Source organism: Sphingobium sp. MP9-4, assembly GCF_005281675.1.
Classification (GTDB): Bacteria; Pseudomonadota; Alphaproteobacteria; order Sphingomonadales; family Sphingomonadaceae; genus Sphingobium; species Sphingobium yanoikuyae.
The window spans coordinates 97,669-118,324 of the sequence record NZ_LUFI01000001.1; the positions used below are offsets into that span (position 1 = coordinate 97,669).

Annotated in this window: 18 protein-coding genes; 6 read left to right on the forward strand and 12 right to left on the reverse strand. The window is 65.3% G+C overall.

Annotation, left to right across the window (positions count from 1 at the left end; translation table 11 throughout):
• Positions 1 to 220: 220 nt before the first annotated feature.
• From A0U87_RS00500 to A0U87_RS00525, 6 genes are all read right to left on the reverse strand, one after another.
• Positions 221 to 1,393 (reverse strand): carboxynorspermidine decarboxylase, encoded by a 1,173-nt coding sequence (locus A0U87_RS00500; RefSeq protein ID WP_048937146.1) that lies wholly within the window; start codon positions 1,391 to 1,393, stop codon positions 221 to 223.
• Between the two features lie 6 nt (positions 1,394 to 1,399).
• Positions 1,400 to 2,491: an alpha/beta hydrolase gene (locus A0U87_RS00505; RefSeq protein ID WP_137405173.1), complete on the reverse strand. Its 1,092-nt coding sequence runs from the start codon at positions 2,489 to 2,491 to the stop codon at positions 1,400 to 1,402.
• Positions 2,492 to 2,592: 101 nt separating this feature from the next.
• Complete coding sequence (locus A0U87_RS00510; RefSeq protein ID WP_048937144.1) at positions 2,593 to 3,798, reverse strand: saccharopine dehydrogenase family protein; 1,206 nt, start codon at positions 3,796 to 3,798, stop codon at positions 2,593 to 2,595.
• 82 nt (positions 3,799 to 3,880) lie between these two features.
• Complete coding sequence (locus A0U87_RS00515; RefSeq protein WP_048937143.1) at positions 3,881 to 4,228, reverse strand: GFA family protein; 348 nt, start codon at positions 4,226 to 4,228, stop codon at positions 3,881 to 3,883.
• A 27-nt stretch (positions 4,229 to 4,255) separates the two neighbouring features.
• Positions 4,256 to 5,866, reverse strand: a complete 1,611-nt coding sequence (locus tag A0U87_RS00520) for a cisplatin damage response ATP-dependent DNA ligase (protein ID WP_048937142.1) — start codon at positions 5,864 to 5,866, stop codon at positions 4,256 to 4,258.
• The gene (locus A0U87_RS00525; protein WP_048937141.1) at positions 5,866 to 6,858 is read right to left on the reverse strand and encodes a ligase-associated DNA damage response exonuclease; all 993 of its coding nucleotides are present in this window, start codon (positions 6,856 to 6,858) and stop codon (positions 5,866 to 5,868) included. The genes A0U87_RS00520 and A0U87_RS00525 overlap by 1 nt, the downstream gene beginning before the upstream one ends.
• A 132-nt stretch (positions 6,859 to 6,990) precedes the next feature.
• On the opposite strand from A0U87_RS00525, the gene A0U87_RS00530 reads away from it, so the two are divergent.
• Together A0U87_RS00530 and A0U87_RS00535 are read left to right on the forward strand one after the other, a co-directional pair.
• Positions 6,991 to 8,214 carry a DUF3419 family protein gene (locus tag A0U87_RS00530; protein WP_048937140.1) on the forward strand — a complete coding sequence of 408 codons (1,224 nt, stop codon included), beginning with the start codon at positions 6,991 to 6,993 and terminating at the stop codon, positions 8,212 to 8,214.
• Complete coding sequence (locus tag A0U87_RS00535; protein WP_048937139.1) at positions 8,211 to 8,855, forward strand: class I SAM-dependent methyltransferase; 645 nt, start codon at positions 8,211 to 8,213, stop codon at positions 8,853 to 8,855. The genes A0U87_RS00530 and A0U87_RS00535 overlap by 4 nt, the downstream gene beginning before the upstream one ends.
• A 191-nt stretch (positions 8,856 to 9,046) precedes the next feature.
• Here the strand turns inward: A0U87_RS00535 and hemA are convergent, their stop codons facing one another.
• The gene (gene hemA / locus A0U87_RS00540; RefSeq protein ID WP_010337893.1) at positions 9,047 to 10,273 is read right to left on the reverse strand and encodes a 5-aminolevulinate synthase; all 1,227 of its coding nucleotides are present in this window, start codon (positions 10,271 to 10,273) and stop codon (positions 9,047 to 9,049) included.
• Positions 10,274 to 10,455: 182 nt separating this feature from the next.
• On the reverse strand, positions 10,456 to 11,259 hold the full coding sequence (gene murI, locus A0U87_RS00545; protein WP_048937138.1) for a glutamate racemase: 804 nt from the start codon (positions 11,257 to 11,259) through the stop codon (positions 10,456 to 10,458).
• Positions 11,260 to 11,358: 99 nt separating this feature from the next.
• On the opposite strand from murI, the gene A0U87_RS00550 reads away from it, so the two are divergent.
• The 4 genes from A0U87_RS00550 to topA all read left to right on the forward strand — a co-directional run bounded on the left by A0U87_RS00550 (position 11,359) and on the right by topA (position 16,461).
• Positions 11,359 to 11,901 (forward strand): sugar O-acetyltransferase, encoded by a 543-nt coding sequence (locus tag A0U87_RS00550; protein ID WP_048937137.1) that lies wholly within the window; start codon positions 11,359 to 11,361, stop codon positions 11,899 to 11,901.
• Positions 11,902 to 12,069: 168 nt separating this feature from the next.
• On the forward strand, positions 12,070 to 12,684 hold the full coding sequence (gene plsY, locus A0U87_RS00555) for a glycerol-3-phosphate 1-O-acyltransferase PlsY (RefSeq protein ID WP_017499586.1): 615 nt from the start codon (positions 12,070 to 12,072) through the stop codon (positions 12,682 to 12,684).
• Positions 12,681 to 13,763 carry a DNA-processing protein DprA gene (gene dprA, locus A0U87_RS00560; RefSeq protein ID WP_048937136.1) on the forward strand — a complete coding sequence of 361 codons (1,083 nt, stop codon included), beginning with the start codon at positions 12,681 to 12,683 and terminating at the stop codon, positions 13,761 to 13,763. Before plsY ends, dprA begins: the two co-directional genes overlap by 4 nt.
• Before the next feature lie 115 nt (positions 13,764 to 13,878).
• On the forward strand, positions 13,879 to 16,461 hold the full coding sequence (gene topA, locus A0U87_RS00565; protein ID WP_137405174.1) for a type I DNA topoisomerase: 2,583 nt from the start codon (positions 13,879 to 13,881) through the stop codon (positions 16,459 to 16,461).
• A gap of 31 nt (positions 16,462 to 16,492) precedes the next feature.
• Here topA and A0U87_RS00570 read toward each other — a convergent pair whose 3' ends face one another.
• The 4 genes from A0U87_RS00570 to lepB form a co-directional block, all read right to left on the reverse strand.
• Positions 16,493 to 17,992: an AarF/UbiB family protein gene (locus tag A0U87_RS00570; RefSeq protein WP_048937134.1), complete on the reverse strand. Its 1,500-nt coding sequence runs from the start codon at positions 17,990 to 17,992 to the stop codon at positions 16,493 to 16,495.
• Positions 17,993 to 18,045: 53 nt separating this feature from the next.
• Entirely contained in the window at positions 18,046 to 18,954 is a 909-nt protein-coding gene (gene era, locus A0U87_RS00575) for a GTPase Era (RefSeq protein ID WP_048937133.1), read from the reverse strand.
• Between the two features lie 73 nt (positions 18,955 to 19,027).
• Entirely contained in the window at positions 19,028 to 19,708 is a 681-nt protein-coding gene (rnc, locus tag A0U87_RS00580; protein ID WP_048937132.1) for a ribonuclease III, read from the reverse strand.
• Positions 19,708 to 20,532 carry a signal peptidase I gene (gene lepB / locus A0U87_RS00585; RefSeq protein ID WP_048937131.1) on the reverse strand — a complete coding sequence of 275 codons (825 nt, stop codon included), beginning with the start codon at positions 20,530 to 20,532 and terminating at the stop codon, positions 19,708 to 19,710. Before lepB ends, rnc begins: the two co-directional genes overlap by 1 nt.
• Positions 20,533 to 20,656: the final 124 nt, after the last annotated feature.

A 20,656-nucleotide genomic window follows, 5' to 3' on the forward strand; every position in this document is an offset into this window, starting at 1 on the left:
CTTGCGGTGGAAGTCCCATGGGGCAGCGAGCGGCCGATATATGCGGTGGGGTCCCCCCTGTAAAGCGCATATGAAAATTTTGTTGCGCAGCCCGCTATGAAACGTGCGTCATGCTGGATGGGTTGTTGAAAAGGCAGGATATTTCGGCCGGACGAAAGATAGTTTCCACGGAATTAACGTGGAAATTCACACGCCCGGCCGGGTAGAATCGGGAGTGGAATCAGGACAGCCGGCCCTTGAAATCCGCATAGGAAAAGCTGCGGATTTCCCGGAGTTCATCGCTCTTGGAATTCCACAGCCAGATGGCGGGCAGGGGCACGCCGTTGAAGGTGTTGGTCTTCACCATCGAATAATGGGCCTGGTCCAGGAAGGCGATGCGCGCACCCGGTTCGGCGCCGCCGGGCACCCGATAATCGCCGATGATATCGCCCGCCAGGCAGGATGGACCGCCCAGGCGCGTGACCGGGCCTTCGTCCTGCTCATGCAGCATGGCGGGGCGATAGGGCGCCTCGATCACGTCGGGCATGTGGCAGGTGGCGCTGATGTCGGTGATCGCGACGGGCATGCCATTGTCGATCACGTCCAGGATCTCGCCGACCAGGATGCCGGCATCGAGCGCCATCGCTTCGCCGGGTTCGATATAGAGTTCAAGGCCCGTCTGCGCCTTGATCGCCTGAAGGAAGGCGATCAGCTCGTCGATCTGGTAGTCGGCGCGGGTGACATGGTGGCCACCGCCGAAGTTCAGCCATTTGAGGCCGGCGACATGGGGCATGACGAACGGCTCGATTGCCGCCCAGGTGCGCTGGAGCGGCAGGAAATCCTGTTCGCACAGATTGTGGACGTGGAGGCCGTCCACCCCGTCCAGATGCTCTGCGCGCAACTGATTGACCGGGAAGCCCAGGCGGCTGTGCGGCTGCGAGGGGTCATATTTGGGCACCTCGCCCTCCGGGTGGAGGGGGTTGATGCGCAGACCGATGTCGAAGATGCGGCCTTCCGCGCGGGCGGCATCGATCACCGGCTTCATGCGGGCGATCTGGCCGGGGCTGTTGAAGATCACGTGGTCGGAAATCTTGAGGATTTCGGCCAGATCGTCAGGCTTGTAGGCAGCGCAATAGGTCGCGACCTCGCCCTGATATTCCTCGCGGCCTAGGCGCGCTTCATAGATGCCCGAGGCGCAGACGCCGTCGAGATATTCGCCCAGCACGCCGCCCAGCGACCACATGGAAAAGGCCTTGAGCGCGCCCAGAACCTTGATCCCGGCGCGGTCGCCGATATCGCGCAGCACCGACAGGTTCCGTCGCACCGCCGCTTCATCGACGACGAAGGCGGGCGAGGGGACGCGGTACAGGTCGAAATGGGCGAAAGCGGCGGGATCGCCAGCCTTGGTTTCCATGAAATATTACTCCTGATCCGCCAGCGGGCGGACATCGTTGATCAGGGCCTTGAGGACCAGGCCGGGTTCCTCGACCATCGGCATATGGGCCGAATGCTCGAACCAGATGGTCTTCTTGGCGGGGGCTTTCAACCGGTCCATCCACTGCGCGGCGAGCGGCGAAGGCACGGTATAGTCGATGCGGCCGAGCAGCATGATGACCGGCAGCTTCATTTCGCGGACCTTGGCGAAGCTGACATCGGCGACGCGTGGCCACAGGGTGATGGTCGAAAATTCGCTGCCCACGCCCCAGGCTTTTCGGTCTTCGGGTGTGTAGTCGGGCGACAGGCGCGGCGTCTGGAAATAGAGCGTCGGGTCGGGCCGGTCGGCCATCAGCGAGCCATAGGGAATGGCATGGCGGCGCCAGCCATCGGCCTTATCGATCGTGAAGGGGCCGCTGTCAGGATAGGGGGCAAGCGCCTCGATCGCCTTTACGGCATCGGTGTTGCCGGCCTTCCTGGCCTGCGCGATGGTCCAGTCCATGCCCATGCGTTCGCCGGCGCGGAAGTCGATCGCCTGGCCCATGCCGACATAGGCATAGAGCAGGTCGGGCCGCTTGATCGCTACCGAGAGGCCGACGGCGGAGCCCCAGCTATGGCCGAGCAGGAAGACCTTGCGCTTGCCATAGCGGGCCTTGAGATAGTCGATCAGTTCGATCGCGTCGTCACGATAGCGATCCAGCGTCATGGTCGGCGCGATCGCCTTGGGATCGTTCAGCGCATAGCTTTTGCCCGCGCCGCGCTGGTCCCACTGGACGACGGTGAAGAAATCCTCCCATGGCCGCTGGAACGACCAGGCGAAGGGCATTTCCACCGCGCAGGGGCCGCCATGGACGTATAGGAGGATCGGGTTGGCCCGGTCGGCGCCGCGCACATTGATCGCCTGCCGCGCGCCACCCAAGGTCACGACCAGATTTTCCTGCACGCCGTTCGGCGTCACGATGCGGTTGACGTCGGCGACGATGGCCTTGGCCGGGGCGTAGGGATCGGCGGGCTGCTGCGCAGAAACCGGCGCTCCAAAAAGAGAAAGCGCCAGAATGGCGCTTGTCAGCTTTCGCATTCCATCCCCTCCATCATCCCGCTGTCACGGATCAACATGCCGCCCCGCTCCTATGAACACGAGGTCCAATGAGTGGAGCGGCATGTGATATCGCGTGTCGCTTAGAAGGCCAGCGGCGCGTCCAGTTCCTTCACCTGCCAGGGCAGGCCATGCTTGTTCAGCATATCCATGAAGGGATCGGGATCGAACTGCTCGATGTTGAACACACCTTCACCCTTCCAGGTGCCGGTCAGCATCATGGCGGCGCCGATCATCGCCGGCACGCCGGTGGTGTAGCTGACCGCCTGGTTGCCGGTTTCGGCATAGGCGTCCTCATGGTCGCAGACCTGATAGATATAGACGGTCTTTTCCTGACCATCCTTCTGGCCGGTCGCGATGTCGCCGATATTGGTCTTGCCCTTGGTGGTCGAACCCAGGCTCGACGGTTCGGGCAGAACGGCTTTCAGGAACTGGAGCGGAATGATTTCCTGGCCATTATAGATGACCGGATCGATCCGGGTCATGCCGACATTCTGCAGCACTTCGAGATGCTTGAGATAGGCGTCGCCGAAGGTCATCCAGAAGCGGATGCGCTTGATTTCGGGATAGTGGGTGGCGAGGCTTTCCAGTTCCTCATGATACATGAGGTACATGTTCTTTTCGCCGACCTGATCGAAGTCGAACACCTGCTTGTGGCTGAGCGCAGGGCCTTCGACCCATTCGCCGTTCAGCCAGTGACGCGACGGGGCGGTCACTTCGCGGATGTTGATTTCCGGATTGAAGTTGGTGGCGAAATGCTGGCCATGGTCGCCGCCATTGCAGTCGAGAATGTCGAGCGTGTCGATCGTGTCGAGCAGATGCTTCTTGATATAGCTGGCGAAGACGCTGGTGACGCCCGGATCGAAGCCCGAACCCAGCAGCGCCATGATGCCGGCTTCCTTGAAGCGTTCCTGATAGGCCCACTGCCAGCTATATTCGAACTTGGCGGTGTCGCGCGGCTCGTAATTGGCGGTGTCGAGATAGTCGGTCTTGGTCGCGAGGCACGCGTCCATGATCGCCAGATCCTGATAGGGCAGCGCCAGGTTCACGACCAGCTTGGGCTGGACCTTCTGGATGAGGGCGATGGTCTCTTCGACATTGTCGGCGTCGACCTGGGCCACGTCGATATCCACGCCGACCAGCTTCTTCACCGATTCGGCGACCTTCTCGCAGCTGATGAGGCGGCGGCTGGCCAGCGTGATGTGGCTGAAAATATCAGGGTTCATCGCCATCTTGTGGACCGCGACAGACCCGACGCCGCCTGCGCCGATGACCAGAACCTTGCTCAATTCAACTGCTCCATAACTGTGGTCGCGCCGGACGCGCGAAAGCGCCCATATAGGGGCGTCGCGTGACAGAGCAAAGTCAGAGTTAGAAGCTGGCCCCGTCGATCTTCTGGATGGTCAGTGCTTCAATATCGATCGCGGGCACGCATCGCAGGTTGATCGCGCGCATTTCACCCTGGGGCGACTTGCCGAGCGCGAAGGCTTCCGTCCCGCAGGTCTTGCAGAATTGATGCGTGATGGCGTGCTTGTAGAAGAGATAGTCGGTCAGTTGCTCGGCGCCGCTGTCGAGGCGGAACTGGTCGACCGGAACGAAGGTCAGGATGAAGCCCTTGCGGCCGCAATGCGAGCAGTTGCAGCTCATCGCCTCGCTGGGCGGATCGGCATCGACTGTGAAGGTGACGGCGCCGCAATGGCAGCTTCCGCTATAGGCCATCCTCGTTCTCCTTCTGGTCCTTATGCTTCAGCTGACCAGACGCTTCAATCCCTCGACTGTATCCGCCTCCGCTGCCGGCTTGTCCTTGCGGATGCGGGCGATGCGGGGGAAGCGCATGGCGAGGCCGGACTTGTGGCGCTTGCTGTCGTGGATGGAGTCAAACGCGACCTCCAGCACCAGCGTCTTTTCGACTTCGCGGACCGGGCCGAAGCGGTTCACTGTATTGCCCCGGACAAAGCGGTCGAGCCATTTGAGTTCCTCGTCGGTGAACCCGCTATAGGCCTTGCCCACCGGCAGCAATTCGCCATCCGCCGTCCAGCAGCCGAACGTATAGTCGGAATAGAAGGAGGAGCGTTTGCCGTGGCCGCGCTGGGCATACATCATGACACAGTCGGCGGTCAGCGGATCGCGCTTCCATTTGTACCAGAGCGCGGCCTTGCGCCCGGCGACATAGGGACTGTCACGGCGCTTGAGCATGACCCCCTCGATCGCGGCATCACGGGCGCCGGCGCGGATGTCGGCGAGCGCCTGGAAATCGGGCGCGTCGATGACGGCGGACAGGTCGAAATGGTCGGGGGATAGTTGCGCCATATAGGCTTCGAGGCGCGCGCGGCGCTGCGTCCAGGGCAGGGCGCGCAGGTCCTCGTCTCCCTCGATCAACAGGTCATAAAGGCGGACGAAGGCGGGGTAGTCGGCCATCATCTTGGCGCTCACTGCCTTGCGGCCGAGCCGTTGTTGCAGGGCGTTGAAGCTGGCCGCAGCGCCTCCATGTTCTTTGGCGCCCTGAAATTCCCCCTTCACCAGCAATTCGCCGTCCAGCACGGCGTGACCGGTGAAGGCCTGCGCGATCTCGGGGAAGCTGCCCGTGATGTCGTCGCCCGCGCGGCTGTAGAGGCGCGTCTCGCCTCCATTTTTTGGGCCGGTGCCGACGATCTGGATGCGGATGCCGTCCCATTTCCATTCGGCGGCATAGTCGGCAAGGTCGACGCTGTCGGCTTCCAGCGGATGGGCGAGCATGAAGGGGCGGAAATAGGGCGTGCCCTCCGGGTCGGGACGGGCACTGCGGCCTTCGGCCCAGTCGAACAGGGCGGCATAGGGCGGGGCGAGGGCGTGCCAGACCTGTTCGACATCGTCGACGTCGAGGCCGAAGGCCTGGGCAAAGCCGGTCTTGGCGAGGCGGGCGGAAATGCCCACCCGCAGGCCGCCGGTGGCCAGTTTCAGCAGGGCGAAGCGGCCCGATGCGTCGAGATGGTCCATCATCTGCGCCAGCGCATCCGGTGCGGCGGCGCGGCTGACATTGTGCAGCCGGTCGATGACGCCGGACAGGCTGAGCGAGCCGTCGTTCAGTTCGGTCGGTTCATTGCCGGGGCGGGGCCAGAGCAGGGCGACGGTTTCGGCCAGGTCGCCGACATAGTCGCGGCTCATCTCGAACAGGATGGGATCGGTCCGGGCGCGGATCATCTCGCCGATGGCCGATGCCTTCACCGCCTTGAGGTCGAGATTGCCGGTCAGCGCCGCCAACGCCCAGCCCCGGTCGGGATCGGGCGCTTCGCGCATATAGGCGGCGATCAGCGCCAGCTTGCCGTTGCGCGAGCGGGTATAGACGAGGCCGTCGAGCAGTTGGGAAAAGGCCCGCATCACCCTTCCTCCTCATCCTCGCGGCCCACCAGCGCGAGCGCGCGGGCGCGATATTGGTGGGTCATGCACCAGTGGAGCAGGGCTTCCTCGCGCCCATGGGTGATCCAGGTCTCGCTGGGCGCGACTTCGCGGATGGTGTCGGTCAGTTCATCCCAGTCGGCATGGTCGGAAATGACCAAAGGCAGTTCGACATTGCGTTGACGGGCGCGCTGGCGCACCCGCATCCAGCCTGACGCCATGGCGGCAATCGGGTCGGGCAGGCGGCGGCTCCAGCGATCGTTGAGCGCGGAGGGCGGCGCCAGCACGATTGCGCCGCGCATATCCTTGGCCGCCACGCCAGTCGCGCCGCGCAACTTCCCCATGTCGACGCCGAAATCCTGGTAGAGCGCGCACATGCGTTCGAGCGCGCCATGGATATAGATGGGGTCATGATGGCCGCGCGCCCGCAACTCGCAGATCACCCGCTGCGCCTTGCCCAGCGCATAGGCGCCGACCAGCACGCAGCGATCGGGATTGGCATGGAGCGTATGGAGCAGCCGGTCCATCTCGCTGCCGGTGTCGGGATGACGGAAGACGGGTAGGCCGAAGGTCGCCTCGGTCACGAAGATGTCGCAGGGCACCGGCTCGAACGGCAGGCAGGTCGGGTCGGGGCGGCGTTTATAGTCGCCGGTCACCACCACCCGCTCGCCGGCATGATCCAGGATGATCTGCGCCGATCCCAGCACATGGCCGGCGGGGACATAGCGGATGGTGACGCCGCCCAGTCTGATCTCCTCGCCATAGCCCACCGCCGTGCCGCTGGCCGTGCCATAGCGCAGTGCCATGATCGCCAGCGTTTCCCGTGTGGCCCAGACATGGCCATGGCCGCCGCGCGCATGGTCGGCATGGCCATGGGTGACAAGCGCCCGTTCCTGCGGCTGCGACGGGTCGATCCACGCATCGGCGGGGCGGACATAGATGCCGGTGGGGTGGGGTTCGATCCAGTGCGCCATCAGATGCAGAAGATGGGAAAGGCGGTCCCGGTTCCGCAAGGGCCGTCATCATGGCGTAACCCAGCGGTCATGCGCACGACACGCGCCTGCCCTATCGGCCGACCGAACGACCCGGCAGCGAGGAGTGCGCCCATGGCCGCATCGGCCCACAAGAAAGTCACCAACGCGGTGCATCGTCACCGCCATCTGTCGAAGCAGGGGCTGCTGGAACGCGCCTTCACCTTCGCCTTCCGCGGCCTGGTCTATGCCCAGATATGGGAAGACCCGGCGGTCGACATGGAAGCGCTGGCGATCACGCCCGACAGTCATGTGGTGACGATCGCGTCGGGCGGCTGCAATGTCCTCTCCTATCTGACCGCCGATCCGGCGAAGATCACGGCAGTCGACCTCAATACCGCCCATATCGCGCTCAACCGGCTGAAGCTGATGGCAGCACAGACGCTGCCGGATCATGCCGCCTTCCACCGCTTCTTCGCGCGGGCGGACGACAAGGCAAATATCGCGGTCTATCGCGAGATCGTGGCGCCGCGCCTGGATGAGGCGACCCGTCGTTATTGGGAAGGTCGCGACATGACCGGTCGCCGCCGTATCGGTGGCTTTGCGCGGGGCATCTACAGGCATGGCCTGCTTGGCCGTTTCATCGGCGCGGCGCATCTGCTCGCGCGGCTGCATGGCGTGAACCCTAAGCGGATGCTGGATGCGCAGAGCCGCGAGGAGCAACTGGCGATCTTCGAGCGCGAACTGGCGCCGATCTTCGACAAGGGCTTTGTCCGCTGGCTGACCAGCCAGCCCGCCTCGCTGTTCGGCCTCGGCATCCCGCCCGCGCAGTTCGAGGCGCTAGCCGGCGACGACCGGATGGACAATGTGCTGAAAGCGCGGCTGAAGAAACTGGCCTGCGACTTCGATCTCAAGGACAATTATTTCGCCGTGCAGGCTTTTGGGCGGGGCTATGCAGGTGGTGAGGGGCCGTTGCCGCCCTATCTGCAGGCGGCCAATCATCGTGCGGTGCGCGACCGGGCAGAGCGGGTTGATGTCCGGCATATCAACTTCACCGACTTCCTCGCCAGCCAGCCGGCGGGATCGTGCGACCGCTATATCCTGCTCGATGCGCAGGACTGGATGGATGACGAGCAGCTGAATGCGCTCTGGGCGCAGATCACGCGGACGGCCAAGCCGGGCGCCCGCGTGCTGTTCCGCACCGCGGGCGAACCGAGCATCCTGCCCGGCCGGGTCGCTGACGATGTGCTGGCCCATTGGGATTATCGGGCCGACGCCTCGCGCGACTATACCGCGCGCGACCGGTCGGCCATCTATGGCGGCGTGCATCTCTATGTGCTGAAGGGCACCGACGCATGAGTGGTCATGGGCAGCTGATGGACGGGGTCTATCGCTACCAGCGGCACATTTATGACCTGACCCGCAAATATTATCTGCTCGGCCGCGACGGGTTGATCGCCGATCTCGATCCGCCCGCCGGCGGCGCGGTGCTGGAGATTGGCTGCGGCACCGGCCGCAACCTGATTGCGGTGGGCAAGGCCTGGCCCAGGGCGCGGCTCTATGGTGTCGATATCAGCGATGCGATGCTGGACACGGCGCGCGCCTCGGTCGTCAGGGCGGGCATGGCGGACCGGGTGACATTGGCGCAGGGCGATGCCTGCGGCTTTGATCCGCAGGCGCTGTTCGGCCGGGCGAGCTTTGAGCGGGTGTTCATCAGCTATGCGCTGTCGATGATCCCCGAATGGGAAATGGCGCTGGTCCAGGCGGCGCGCTGCGTGGCGCCGGGCGGCAAGCTGGAGATCGTGGATTTCGGTCAGCAGGAGGAATTGCCAGCGCTCTGGAAACGGGCGCTGTTCGGCTGGCTGGAGCGATTCCACGTCTCGCCTCGACGCGAACTCAACGGCGCGATCAACCGACTTGCGCAGGATATGGGCGGCTTTCCCCATGTCCGGACGCTCTATCGCGGCTATGCGGTCAGGGGCGGGCTGATCCGGGTCTGATGTTGGATTTGTAGGAGAGGGCGCGCTTAACTTCGCATATTTCCCGCACATTGTGACATTTGATATCCAATGTAGGAAATCTTGTTGCGGAACGGGCGTCGGGGCGGATGGTCCCGACTTGGCGCGTCATAGCGGCTTTTGCGCGGATAGGACAGGGCGGCGCTGCGATCGGCCGCCCCGTTCCTGTCCGGTCAGGCGGCCTGGCGCTCCAGCAGTTCCAGTTCCAGCCGGTCCCAGATTTCGACCAGTGCCGACACCAGGTCGCGCATCATCTCTTCATTATGGGCCGGGCCGGGGGTGAAGCGCAGTCGCTCCGTGCCGCGCGGCACGGTGGGATAGTTGATCGGCTGCACATAGGCGCCATATTCGGCGAGAAGGATGTCGCTGATCCGCTTGGCCTTGACCGGATCGCCCACCATCAGCGGTACGATATGGGTGACCGAGTTCATCACCGGCAGGCCGGCGTCGCGCATCAACTGTTTGAGCTTGGCGGCGGATGCCTGCTGGCCTTCGCGCTCGGCGCTGGAGCCCTTCAGGTGCCGCACGCTCGCGAGCACGCCGGCGACCAGCACGGGCGAGAGCGAGGTGGTGAAGATGAAGCCAGGCGCATAGCTGCGGATTACGTCGACGATCATCTGATCGGCGGCGATATAGCCGCCCATCACGCCGAAGGCCTTGCCCAGCGTGCCTTCGATGATGGTCAGGCGATGGGCGACATCGTCGCGCTCCGAAATGCCGCCGCCGCGCGCGCCATACATGCCCACCGCATGGACTTCGTCGAGATAGGTGAGGGCGTTGAACTCGTCGGCCAGGTCGCAGATTTCCGCGATCGGCGCGACGTCGCCGTCCATCGAGTAGACGCTTTCGAAGGCGATCAGCTTGGGCGCCTCGGGATCTTCGGCGGCGAGAAGTTCGCGCAAATGATCGAGATCATTGTGACGGAAGACGCGCTTCTCGCAGCCCGAATTACGGATGCCCGCGATCATCGAGGCGTGGTTCAACTCGTCCGAAAAGATGATGCAACCCGGCAGGATCTTGGCGAGGGTTGAGAGCGTCGCTTCGTTCGAGACATAGCCCGAGGTGAAGAGCAGGGCCGCTTCCTTGCCATGCAGATCGGCGAGTTCCGCCTCCAGGTCGACATGATAATGGGTGTTGCCGCCGATATTGCGGGTGCCGCCCGATCCAGCGCCAACATCATGGAGCGCTTCCTCCATGGCGGCGACCACCTTGGGATGCTGGCCCATGGCGAGATAATCGTTCGAGCACCAGACGGTGATCGGCTTCGGGCCGTTATGGCCGTGGAAGCAGCGGGCGTTGGGGAATGCGCCCTTGTTGCGCAGGATGTCGATGAACACGCGATAGCGGCCCTCGCTGTGGAGCCGGTCGATCGCCTGCGAAAAGATATGCTTGTAATTCACTACGCCGTTCTTCCCGTTGCTCGCGCGCCGGTTCTTCTATGGTCGCGCCATCCTCTGCCTGAGGAGTGCATTTACCTGCGCGCGCCTGCCATTGCCAGCGATAACCGCTCGCAACGATACGCAGATTCCCTATCAGTGTGATCGAAACGCTTTGCCATTGGACAAATGGCCTACCCCTGGGGTCAGAGCGCGTCGATGCGATCAAGGCCATAGCCGGCAAGCGCGTCACGCAGCGCCTCGACCTGGTCATCGACGCGTGTGAAGACGGCGATGCCGGGCGAGGGCGCATCCGGCCAGGGCTGTCCTTCGGTCAGGAAGGCGATGCGCCGGGCGATTCCTTCGCCGCCATGGACGAAGCCCATCGGATGCGGCGCGGCGGCGGCAAGTTCTTGTTCCACTAGCGGAAAATGGGTGCAGGCGAGGACGACCATGTCCATCCGGTCGCCGCCCGGCTGGTCGAGAAGCCCCGCCAGCGCATCACGGGCGATAGCGGGATCGAGCGTTTCGCCGCGCAGCTTCGCCTCGGCCAGTTGCACCAGCGCGGCGCTGCCATGGCGCAGCACGGTGCAGTCGGCGCCATGTTCGGCGGCAAGTCGGTCGACATAGGGCTGGCGCACGGTGGCATTGGTGCCCAGCACGCCGAACACCCGGCTTTTGGACAATAGCGCCGCCGGCTTGATCGCCGGGACGGTGCCGACCACCGGAATGTCGAGCGCGGCGCGGACATGCAGCAGGGCGATGGTCGAGGCGGTGTTGCAGGCGATGACGGCGAGGCGCGGGCGATAGCGCTCCACCAGCCGGCCGAGCAGGGCGGGCACGCGCGCGGCGATTTCCGCCTCGCTCTTGGTGCCATAGGGGAAGCCGGCGCTGTCTGCGGCATAGACGACCGGGGCGTTCGGCAAGGCGGCGCGGGCCGGGGCTAGGATGGACAGCCCCCCCACGCCGGAATCGAAGAAAAGGATGGGAGCGTCTGGTGCGACCGTCATGCGCGCCTGTGTCGCGGCATGGGGCGGGAGTGTCAACGTCCGGTGCTTGCAAAACGGGCCGGTCGCTGCCACCTCGCGGGCCGATCGAAGGAGAACAGGATGACCCAGCCCAGCATGAAGCAGAAGATGATCGCGGGTGAGCCCTATCATGCGAGCGACCCGGAAATCATCGCGGACCAGCTGGCCGCAGCGGCGTGGATGCAGCGTTTCAACGCGACCCTGCCGCCCGAGCGCGAGGCATTGCTGCGCGAGCGGCTGGGCGCGCTGGGGGCGGGATCGACGATCCGGCCGCCGTTCCACTGCGACTATGGCTTCAACATCTTCCTGGGCGCGGGCGTGTTCCTGAACTTCAACTGCGTCATCCTGGACGTGGTGCCGGTGACCATCGGCGACGGCACCCAGATCGGCACCGGGGTGCAGATATTGACCGCCGATCATCCGCGCGATCCGGCCGAGCGCGCCACCGGCATCGAATGGGGCGTGCCGATCAATATCGGCCGCAATGTGTGGATCGGCGGCGGCGCGATCATCCTGCCCGGCGTGACGATCGGCGACGATGCGCTGATCGGTGCGGGCAGCGTGGTGACGCGCGACGTGCCGGCCGGTGCAACCGTGGTCGGCAATCCCGCGCGGGTGCGGTAAACCGATACTGCCCATTGCTCCCCGCGCCCGTCACGCTATTGTCGCGCGCAACAATCAGAACAGGCCGGCCGATTGCATCGGCTGTCCTGTTCTGGTCTTTTGATGTACCGCGTTTTCCGAGCCAGCAGTTGTTCCACCTGCTTTGAAAACGCTTTATCGGCGAATTTCATGACACCTCCCTGGCTGCTTCCCGCTTTTGTCCTGGTGCTGGGCTATCTGCTCGGCTCGATCCCCTTTGGCCTGCTGCTGACGCGCTTCACCGGCGCTGGCGACCTGCGCCAGATCGGGTCGGGGAATATCGGCGCGACCAATGTGCTGCGCACCGGGCGCAAGGGGCTGGCGGCGGCGACCCTGCTGCTCGACCTGCTCAAGGGGGCGGCGGCGGTGCTGATCGGCGCGGCGCTGGTGGATGGTGGCGGGCCGATGGCGGGCGCCATGGCGTTCATCGGCCATTGCTACCCGGTCTGGCTGCGCTTTGCCGGTGGCAAGGGCGTGGCGACGATGATGGGCGTGGTGACGGCCATGTACTGGCCGGCCGGCATCGTCTTTGCGGTCGTGTGGCTGGGCGCGCTGTTCGGCACCAAATGGTCGTCGGTCGGCGGCATGTCGGCCGCGGTCAGCGCACCGATCGCCATGTTTGCCTTTGGCCGGATCGATCTGGTGCCGGTCAGCCTGGCGCTCGCGCTGATCGTGCTTTGGCGGCACCGTGCCAATATCGCCCGGCTGATGAAGGGCGAGGAGCCCAAGGTCGGCAGTTCCAAGCAGAAAGCCGCCACCGAGTGAGCGGGCAGGAGCGGTTCGACCGTCTCCGCCTGATCCGATCCCCGCGGATCGGCCCCGTCAGCTACCGCCAGTTGCTCGCGCGCTTCGGCAGCGCGGCTGAAGCGCTGCGCGCCATTCCCATGCTTGCCGCGCGCGGTGGGGGAGAGGCGCGGGTGGCCGATGCTGCCGCGATCGAGCGGGAGATTTCCGCGACCCGCGCGATCGGCGCCCGCTATCTGCTGATGGGGGATGCCGACTATCCCGCGCTGCTGGCCGAGATGGAGGGCGCGCCGCCGGCGCTGATCGTGCGCGGCGATGCCGCGATCGCGGCGCGGCCCTGCATCGCCATGGTCGGCGCGCGCAACGCCTCGGCCGCCGCCTGCCGCTTCGCCCGGATATTGGCGCAGCAACTGGGCGATCGCGGTGCGGTGGTCGTGTCCGGCCTGGCGCGCGGCATCGATACCGAAGCGCATCGCGGGTCGATCGACAGCAGCACGATCGGCGTGATCGCCAGCGGCATCGACATCGGCTTCCCGCCCGAAAATGCGGCCTTGCAGGAGGATGTGGCGCAGCGCGGCCTGCTGGTGACCGAGCATCCGCCCGGCACCCAGCCGCTCGCCCGGCATTTCCCGGCGCGCAACCGGATCATCGCCGGCCTCGCGCTGGGCACGGTCGTGGTGGAGGCGGCGCCCAAGTCGGGGTCGCTGATCACCGCAAGGCTGGCGACCGAGGCGGGGCGCGAGGTGATGGCAGTGCCGGGATCGCCGCTCGACCCCCGCGCCCAGGGCTGCAACCTGCTGATCCGCGAGGGCGCGACATTGGTGCAGAATGCCGACGACATTCTGGAGGCGGTCGGCGGGCTTGATCCCCGCATGGTGCGGCAGGGCAGTTTCGACTTCATCGGCCTGCCGGTGTCGAGCGATGTCGCCGATGCCGATCGCGCCGCGGTGATCGCGCTGCTGGGGCCGGTCGCGGTGGCGGTGGACGAGATCATCCGCCTGTCCAGCCTGTCGCCCGCTATCGTGCAGACGGTGCTGCTGGAACTGGAGCTGGCGGGCGGGCTGGAACGGCAGGCGGGTGGACGGGTGAGCCTGTCGTGACGAAGCATCTGGCATAGCCCGCTCATCTTGCCTACATCAGCCGACGCTTGACGCCCGCCGTCTTCGCCTTCCACACTCGCGCACATACGTGAGAGACTTCCAAACCGGGGCCTGAATGCAACTTGTCATTGTCGAATCGCCGGCCAAGGCGAAGACCATCGAGAAATATCTGGGCGGGGATTTCCATGTCCTGGCCAGCTACGGCCATATCCGCGACCTGCCGCCCAAGGATGGGTCGGTCGATCCCGACAATGGCTTTGCCATGTCGTGGGAAAATTATGGCGACAAGGGCAAGCAGCTCAAGGCCATCGCCGACGAGGCGAAGAAGGCCACGCGATTGATCCTGGCGACTGACCCTGATCGCGAAGGGGAAGCGATCAGCTGGCATGTGCAGGAAGTGCTGCGCGCCAAGAAGGCGCTGCCGCAGACGGTGGACCGGGTGACGTTCAACGCCATCACCAAGGCGGCGGTACTGGACGCGATGGCCAAGCCGCGCGCGCTGGACGAGGATCTGATCGACGCCTATCGCGCGCGCCGCGCGCTCGACTATCTGGTGGGCTTCACCCTGTCGCCGGTGCTGTGGCGCAAGCTGCCCGGCGCCAAGTCGGTCGGCCGCGTCCAGTCGGTCGCGCTGCGCCTGGTGGTGGAGCGCGAGCGCGAGATCGAAAGCTTCGTGCCGCAGGAATATTGGTCGATCTCGGCCGAGATGGAGCAGGGCGGGCAGGGCTTCACCGCGCGCCTGGTCCGCTGGAAGGGCGAGAAGATCGACCGCCTGACCATCGGCAAGGAAGGCGATGCCATGGCCGCCAAGGCGGACGTGGAGGCCGGCCGCTTCACCGTCGACAAGGTCGAGACGAAGCCGCTCACCCGCAATCCGCCGCCGCCCTTCACCACATCGACCCTGCAGCAGGAAGCCGCGCGCAAGCTGGGCTTTTCCGCCAGCCACACGATGCGGATCGCGCAGCAGCTCTACGAGGACGGCGCGATCACCTATATGCGTACCGATGGCGTGCAGATGGACGGCAGCGCCATCTCGGCCGCGCGCAAGGCGATCGCGGAACGCTATGACGGCGGTTATCTGCCCGAAAAGCCGCGCCAATATCAGACCAAGGCGAAGAATGCGCAGGAAGCGCACGAAGCCATTCGTCCGACCGAATTCCATCGCGACAAGGTCGGCGGCGGCGATCATGCGCGCCTCTATGACCTGATCTTCAAGCGCGCGCTGGCGAGCCAGATGGCTTCGGCCCGGCTGGAACGCACCACCATCGACATGGTCGACGGCAGCGGCAGCCATACGCTGCGCGCCACCGGCCAGGTGGTGATCTTCCCCGGTTTCCTCGCCCTCTATGAGGAAGGTCGCGACGACGCCGAGGATGATGATAGCAAGCTGCTGCCGCGCCTGAGCGAAGGCGATGCGCCGGCCAAGAAGAAGGTGAGCGCCGAGCAGCATTTCACCCAGCCGCCGCCGCGCTATTCCGAAGCCTCGCTGGTCAAGAAATTGGAAGAGCTGGGCATCGGTCGCCCGTCGACCTATGCCTCGACCCTGCAGGTTCTGAAGGATCGCGACTATGTCCGCGTCGAGAAGAACCGCTTCTTTGCCGAGGAAAGCGGGCGTCTCGTCACGGCCTTCCTGGAGCGCTTCTTCGAGCGCTATGTCTCCTATGATTTCACCGCTGGTCTTGAGGACGAGCTGGACGAGATTTCCGGCGGCCGTGCCCAGTGGCAGGAAGTGCTCGAAGCCTTCTGGAAGGACTTCAAGCCCAAGACCGCCGAGATCATGGAGCAGAAGCCGTCGGACATCACGGCGGAGCTGGACAAGTTCCTGGAGCCGATGCTGTTCCCGCCCAAGGCGGACGGCAGCAATCCGCGCGCCTGCCCGCTCTGCGCCGATGGCCAATTGTCGCTGCGCGGTGGCCGTTTTGGTGCGTTCATTGCCTGCTCCAACTATCCCGAGTGCAAATATACCCGCAAGTTCGGCCAGCCGGGCGGCAGCGATGGCGCCGATACCGGTCCCGAAATCCTGGGTCAGCATCCCGAGACCGGGCAGGACATCGTCAAGAAGTCCGGCCGTTTCGGCCCCTATATCGAGATGGGCGAGGGCAAGGAGGCCAAGCGCGGGTCGATCCCCAAGGATCTGCCCGATGGCGAGATGACGCTCGACTGGGCGATCAAGCTGCTGAGCCTGCCGCGCGAGGTTGGTCTGCACCCGGAAACCGGACTGCCGATCGTTGCCAATATCGGCCGTTTCGGTCCCTATCTGCTGCATGACGGCAAATATGGCCGCCTGTCCTCGACCGCCGAGATTTTCGAGGTGGGCATGAACATGGCCGTCGCCAAGCTCGCCGATGCGGCGAACAAGGGCGGGCGTGGCGGTTCGTCGCGCGAGCCGCTCAAGGTGTTGGGCAAGCATCCGCGCACCGAGGCGGAGATCAAGCTGATGGCGGGCCGCTATGGCCCCTATGTCACTGACGGCACCACCAACGCGACCCTGCCCAAGACGATCGAGCAGGACGCGCTGACCTTGGAGGAAGCGGCCCAACTGATCGACGCGCGCGCGGCGGCGGCCCCGGCCAAGAAGGGCAAGAAGGCGCCGGCGAAGAAGGCGGCCGCCAAGAAGCCGGCGGCAAAGAAGGAAGCGGGGGAGAAGAAGCCCGCCGCCAAGAAGGCACCGGCCAAGAAGAAGGCGGCGGCGGAATAATACGCCATCGCCCTGGTCGCTTGCTGCGGGGTTAGCCCCAATAATGTGCGGCAGCGATCAGGGCGCCGGCGGCGAGGATGGCCGCGGCGATCCAGTCACTGCCTTGGTATGATGGGGACGGCGTGGCTTGTGTTGCGTCTGCCTCCAGCCGCCGCGTCAGCGCGCGCAACAGGCGCGGGGCGTCGTCGGCGATGCGCGAGAGTTCGAGCAGCAGCGCGACGGTCTTTTCCGGGGCATGGGCCGCCGCGACCTGGCTCATCACCAGCCGGCCGCGCGCCTTTTGCAGCGCCTGCGACAGGTCGAAGCCGGGCTGGATCGCGCCCAGCACCCCGTCCATCGTGATCAGCGCCTTGAAGATGAGGGCGAGGTCGGGCGGCAGCACCAGCCCCTCCTTGCGCAGCAGCGGAAAGAAGTCGGCGACCATGCGGGTGAGGACCAGCGGGCCGCTGCCATGGCGCGCGACCAGTTGCTCGGCGGCGTCCAGCACCCGGCCGGGATCGGGCGCGCTGGCCTTTGACCAGAGCAGCAGCGTGTCGGCCAGGGTGCGCGCGTCGCCGGAGCGGAGCGAGAGGATGAAGGAAAGAAATTCCTGCCGCCGCCGCGCACTGACATGCCCGATCAGGCCCAGGTCGAGCAAGGCGAGCCGGTCACCGGGCAGGCAGAGAAGGTTGCCGGGATGGGGATCGCCATGGAAGCGACCATGGACCAGCACCATGTCGAGCACCAGCGCAGCGCCAAGGTCGGCGATCGCGACCGGATCGATGCCGGCAGCGCGCAAGGTGTCGCCGTCGCGCGGCGGCACACCGTCGATATAGTCCATGACCAGCACGGTTTCCGCGCAATAGGTCCAGTGGATCGCCGGAATGACCACGGCCGGGTTGTCGGCCAGGTCTTCGCGCAGCCGGTCGGCATTGCGACCTTCCTGGGTGAAATCCAGTTCCTCCAGCAAGGTATCGAGCAATTGCTGCACCAGCGCCTGCGGCTGGAAACGGCGCGCCTCGCGACTGCTGGCCTCGACGATGCCGGCCAGATGGGTGATGAGGCGCAGGTCCGCCTCCATCGCCTTGCGGATGCCCGGCCGGCGGATCTTGACCACCACCTCCTGCCCGTCGGTCAGCGTGGCGCGATGGACCTGTGCCATGGAGGCGGCTGCGAGCGGGGCCGTATCGAAGCGGGCAAAGGCGGTCTCGACCGGTTCGCCCAGCACCGCTTCGAGGCGCGGGCGAAGCTGGTCGAAGGGCAATGTGGGCGCGTCGCTGTGCAGCTTGCCGAATTCGGCGATCCACGCTTCGGGCAGCAGATCCTGCCGCGTGGCGAGGATCTGGCCGAGCTTCACATAGGTCGGGCCGAGCGCCTCCATCGCCTGCCGGGTGCGGCGGGGCAGGTCGGGCGGATCGGCGGCGGCGCTGTCATCGCCTTTCGCCAGTCCCAGCCGGGCGAGCAGCATGTCGAGGCCGAAGCGGGTCGCGACGCTGGTAATCTCGGCCAGTCGTGCGCGATCCCGCGTGGCCACCATGATGGTCTTGAGCATGAAGGCTCAACGACCGGGGTGGCGATTATGTTTCGCTTGTGCAGCGAAGTGGATCAGTCGACCCAGTCGAGGCCGATGTCGCGATAGATGAAGCGGTCTTCTTCCCAGTCTTCCTTCACCTTGACGTGGAGGTAGAGATGGACCTTGACGCCCAGGAGGTTGGCCAGTTCGGCGCGCGCCTTGGACCCGATTTCCTTGAGGCGCTGGCCACCCTTGCCCAGCACGATCGCGCGCTGGCTGGAGCGGCCGACCAGGATCTGCTGGTGGATTTCGACCGAACCGTCGTCGCGTTCCTTATACTGCTCGGTATCGACCGCGGCGGCATAGGGCAGTTCGGCGTGGAGCTGGTGATAAAGCTGCTCGCGGGTGATTTCGGCCGCCAGCATGCGGTCGGTCGCATCCGACACCTGATCCTCGGGGAAATGCCAGGGGCCTTGGGGCATGGCGTTCGCAAAGGCGGTCTTGAGTTCGGGCAAGCCATCGCCGGTCGCGGCGGAAACGAAGAAGGTCTCCTCGAACTCCAGTTCCTCATAGAGGCGCTGGGTATGGACCAGCAGCTTCTCCTTGACCGCGATGTCGACCTTGTTGAGCACCAGCCATTTGCGTTCCGGCCGGGCCTTCAGCGCAGCGATGATCGGCTCCATCTTGGCGCCAAGGCCCGCTTTGCCATCGACCAGCAGGACGATCAGGTCGGCGCCCTGCGCGCCGCCCCAGGCGGCCTGCACCATCGCGCGATCGAGGCGGCGGCGCGGCGCGAAGATGCCGGGCGTGTCGACCAGCACCATCTGCGCATCGCCCTCGATCGCGACGCCCATGACGCGGGTGCGCGTGGTCTGCGCCTTGGGGCTGGTGATCGCCACCTTCTGCCCGACAAGTGCATTGACCAGCGTCGACTTGCCGGCATTGGGGGCGCCGACGATGGCGATGACGCCACAGCGCTGATTTTCAAACTCGATGGTCAATCACATGCTCCGTTCGCTCCACGCCAATGCGCGGAGACGTCTTCCTAAACCAAAATGAATGTTGGGGACAGGCTTAGCCCGCCAATTGCTCCAGCAGGGCTTTCGCCGCGGCCGTCTCGGCTTCCTGCTTGGAGCCGCCGGTGGCGCTCGCCTCGCCCGCGCCCTTGATCGAGACGGTGACGGTGAAGCGCAGCGCATGGTGCGGCCCCGACCGGTCCGTCATCACATATTCGGGTGGCTTGCGCTTGTTCGACGCGGCCCATTCCTGCAGCGCCGACTTGGGGTGGCGCGGCGCGGCGGTCTGGGTGTCGACCCGGTCGCCCCACAGGCGACGGACCAATGTGCGTGCCTCGTCCAGCCCGGCCTCCAGATAGAGGGCGCCGATCAGCGCCTCCATCACGTCGCCCAGCACATTGTCGCTGTCGGCGGCGCCATCGTCGCGCGCCTGCTTGCCCAGCACCAGATGGGTGGGCACGCCGGCGGCGCGGGCCACCTGCGCACAGGTTTCGCCCGAGACCAGCGCGTTGAAACGGCGCGACAGCTTGCCTTCCGGTTCGGTCGGGAAGCGGGCATAGAGCCATTCGGCGATCAGCAGCCCCAGGATGCGGTCGCCCAGAAATTCCAGCCGCTCGTAATTTTCCGCCTTGGCGCTGCCATGGGTCAGCGCCTGTTCGAAGGCGGCGGGGTTGATCGGCGCGCGGCCGATCAGCGCGATCAGCCAGGCTGCGGTATCAGGCCTGTGCGAAGCCACCATCAAAAGCCTTCCCCGATCCGGCTCCAGCGTGCGGCGGTGAACCAGGTCCAGGGCAGCAGCCAGTTGGCGCTGCCGTCGGTCGAGAAGACCGAAACAAGTGCCTTGCCGACCAGATTTTCCTCGGGGACGAGGCCGATGCCGCCGCCTTCGACCGCCGGGAAGCGGCTGTCGGCGCTGCGATCGCGATTGTCGCCCATCATGAAGAGATGGCCTTGCGGCACCAGCACGGTGTCACGGTCGTCGGCGGCGCCATCGGGCACCAGGTCGAGGACGTTATAGCTCTTGCCGCCCGGAAGCGTCTCACGATACTGGGGATAGCGGCACTGCTTGCCACCGCCCGGCGCGGCCTGTTCGAATTCGGGGCGATAGCAGGGGGAGGGGCTGCCTTCCTTCTGCGCGGCATCTTCCATGTTGGGCGTCACCGGAATGACGAGGTCGGCGACTTTCTGCTTCGGGATCGCCTGGCCATTCAGATAGACGGTGCCGCCGCGAACCGAGATCATGTCGCCCGGCAGGCCGATCACCCGCTTGATATAGTCGTTCTTCTGGCTCGGCGGCGCCTTGAACACCACCACGTCGCCGCGCTGCGGCGTCGAGGGGAAGATGCGGCCGGGGATCAGCGGCACCGAGAAGGGCAGCGAATAGCGCGAATAGCCATAGGGCCATTTGGCGACCAGCAGATAGTCGCCGATCAGCAGCCGCGGCTGCATCGATTCCGAAGGGATGTTGAAGGGCGAGACGATGAAGCTGCGCAGGACGAAGACGAACACCGCCAGCTTGGCGAGGAACCAGATGAAGTCCCGCGTTTCCGATTTTGCGCTCATGTCTGCCTAATGTTCCTTCAAGATCGTGCCGCGCTGCGACGTATCACTGCGGCCTGTCGCGGCTTTTGCGGGGTCGCCCGCGCCGCGTCAAGCGCGTGGACGATGCAATGCGTGCCGCTTTTGG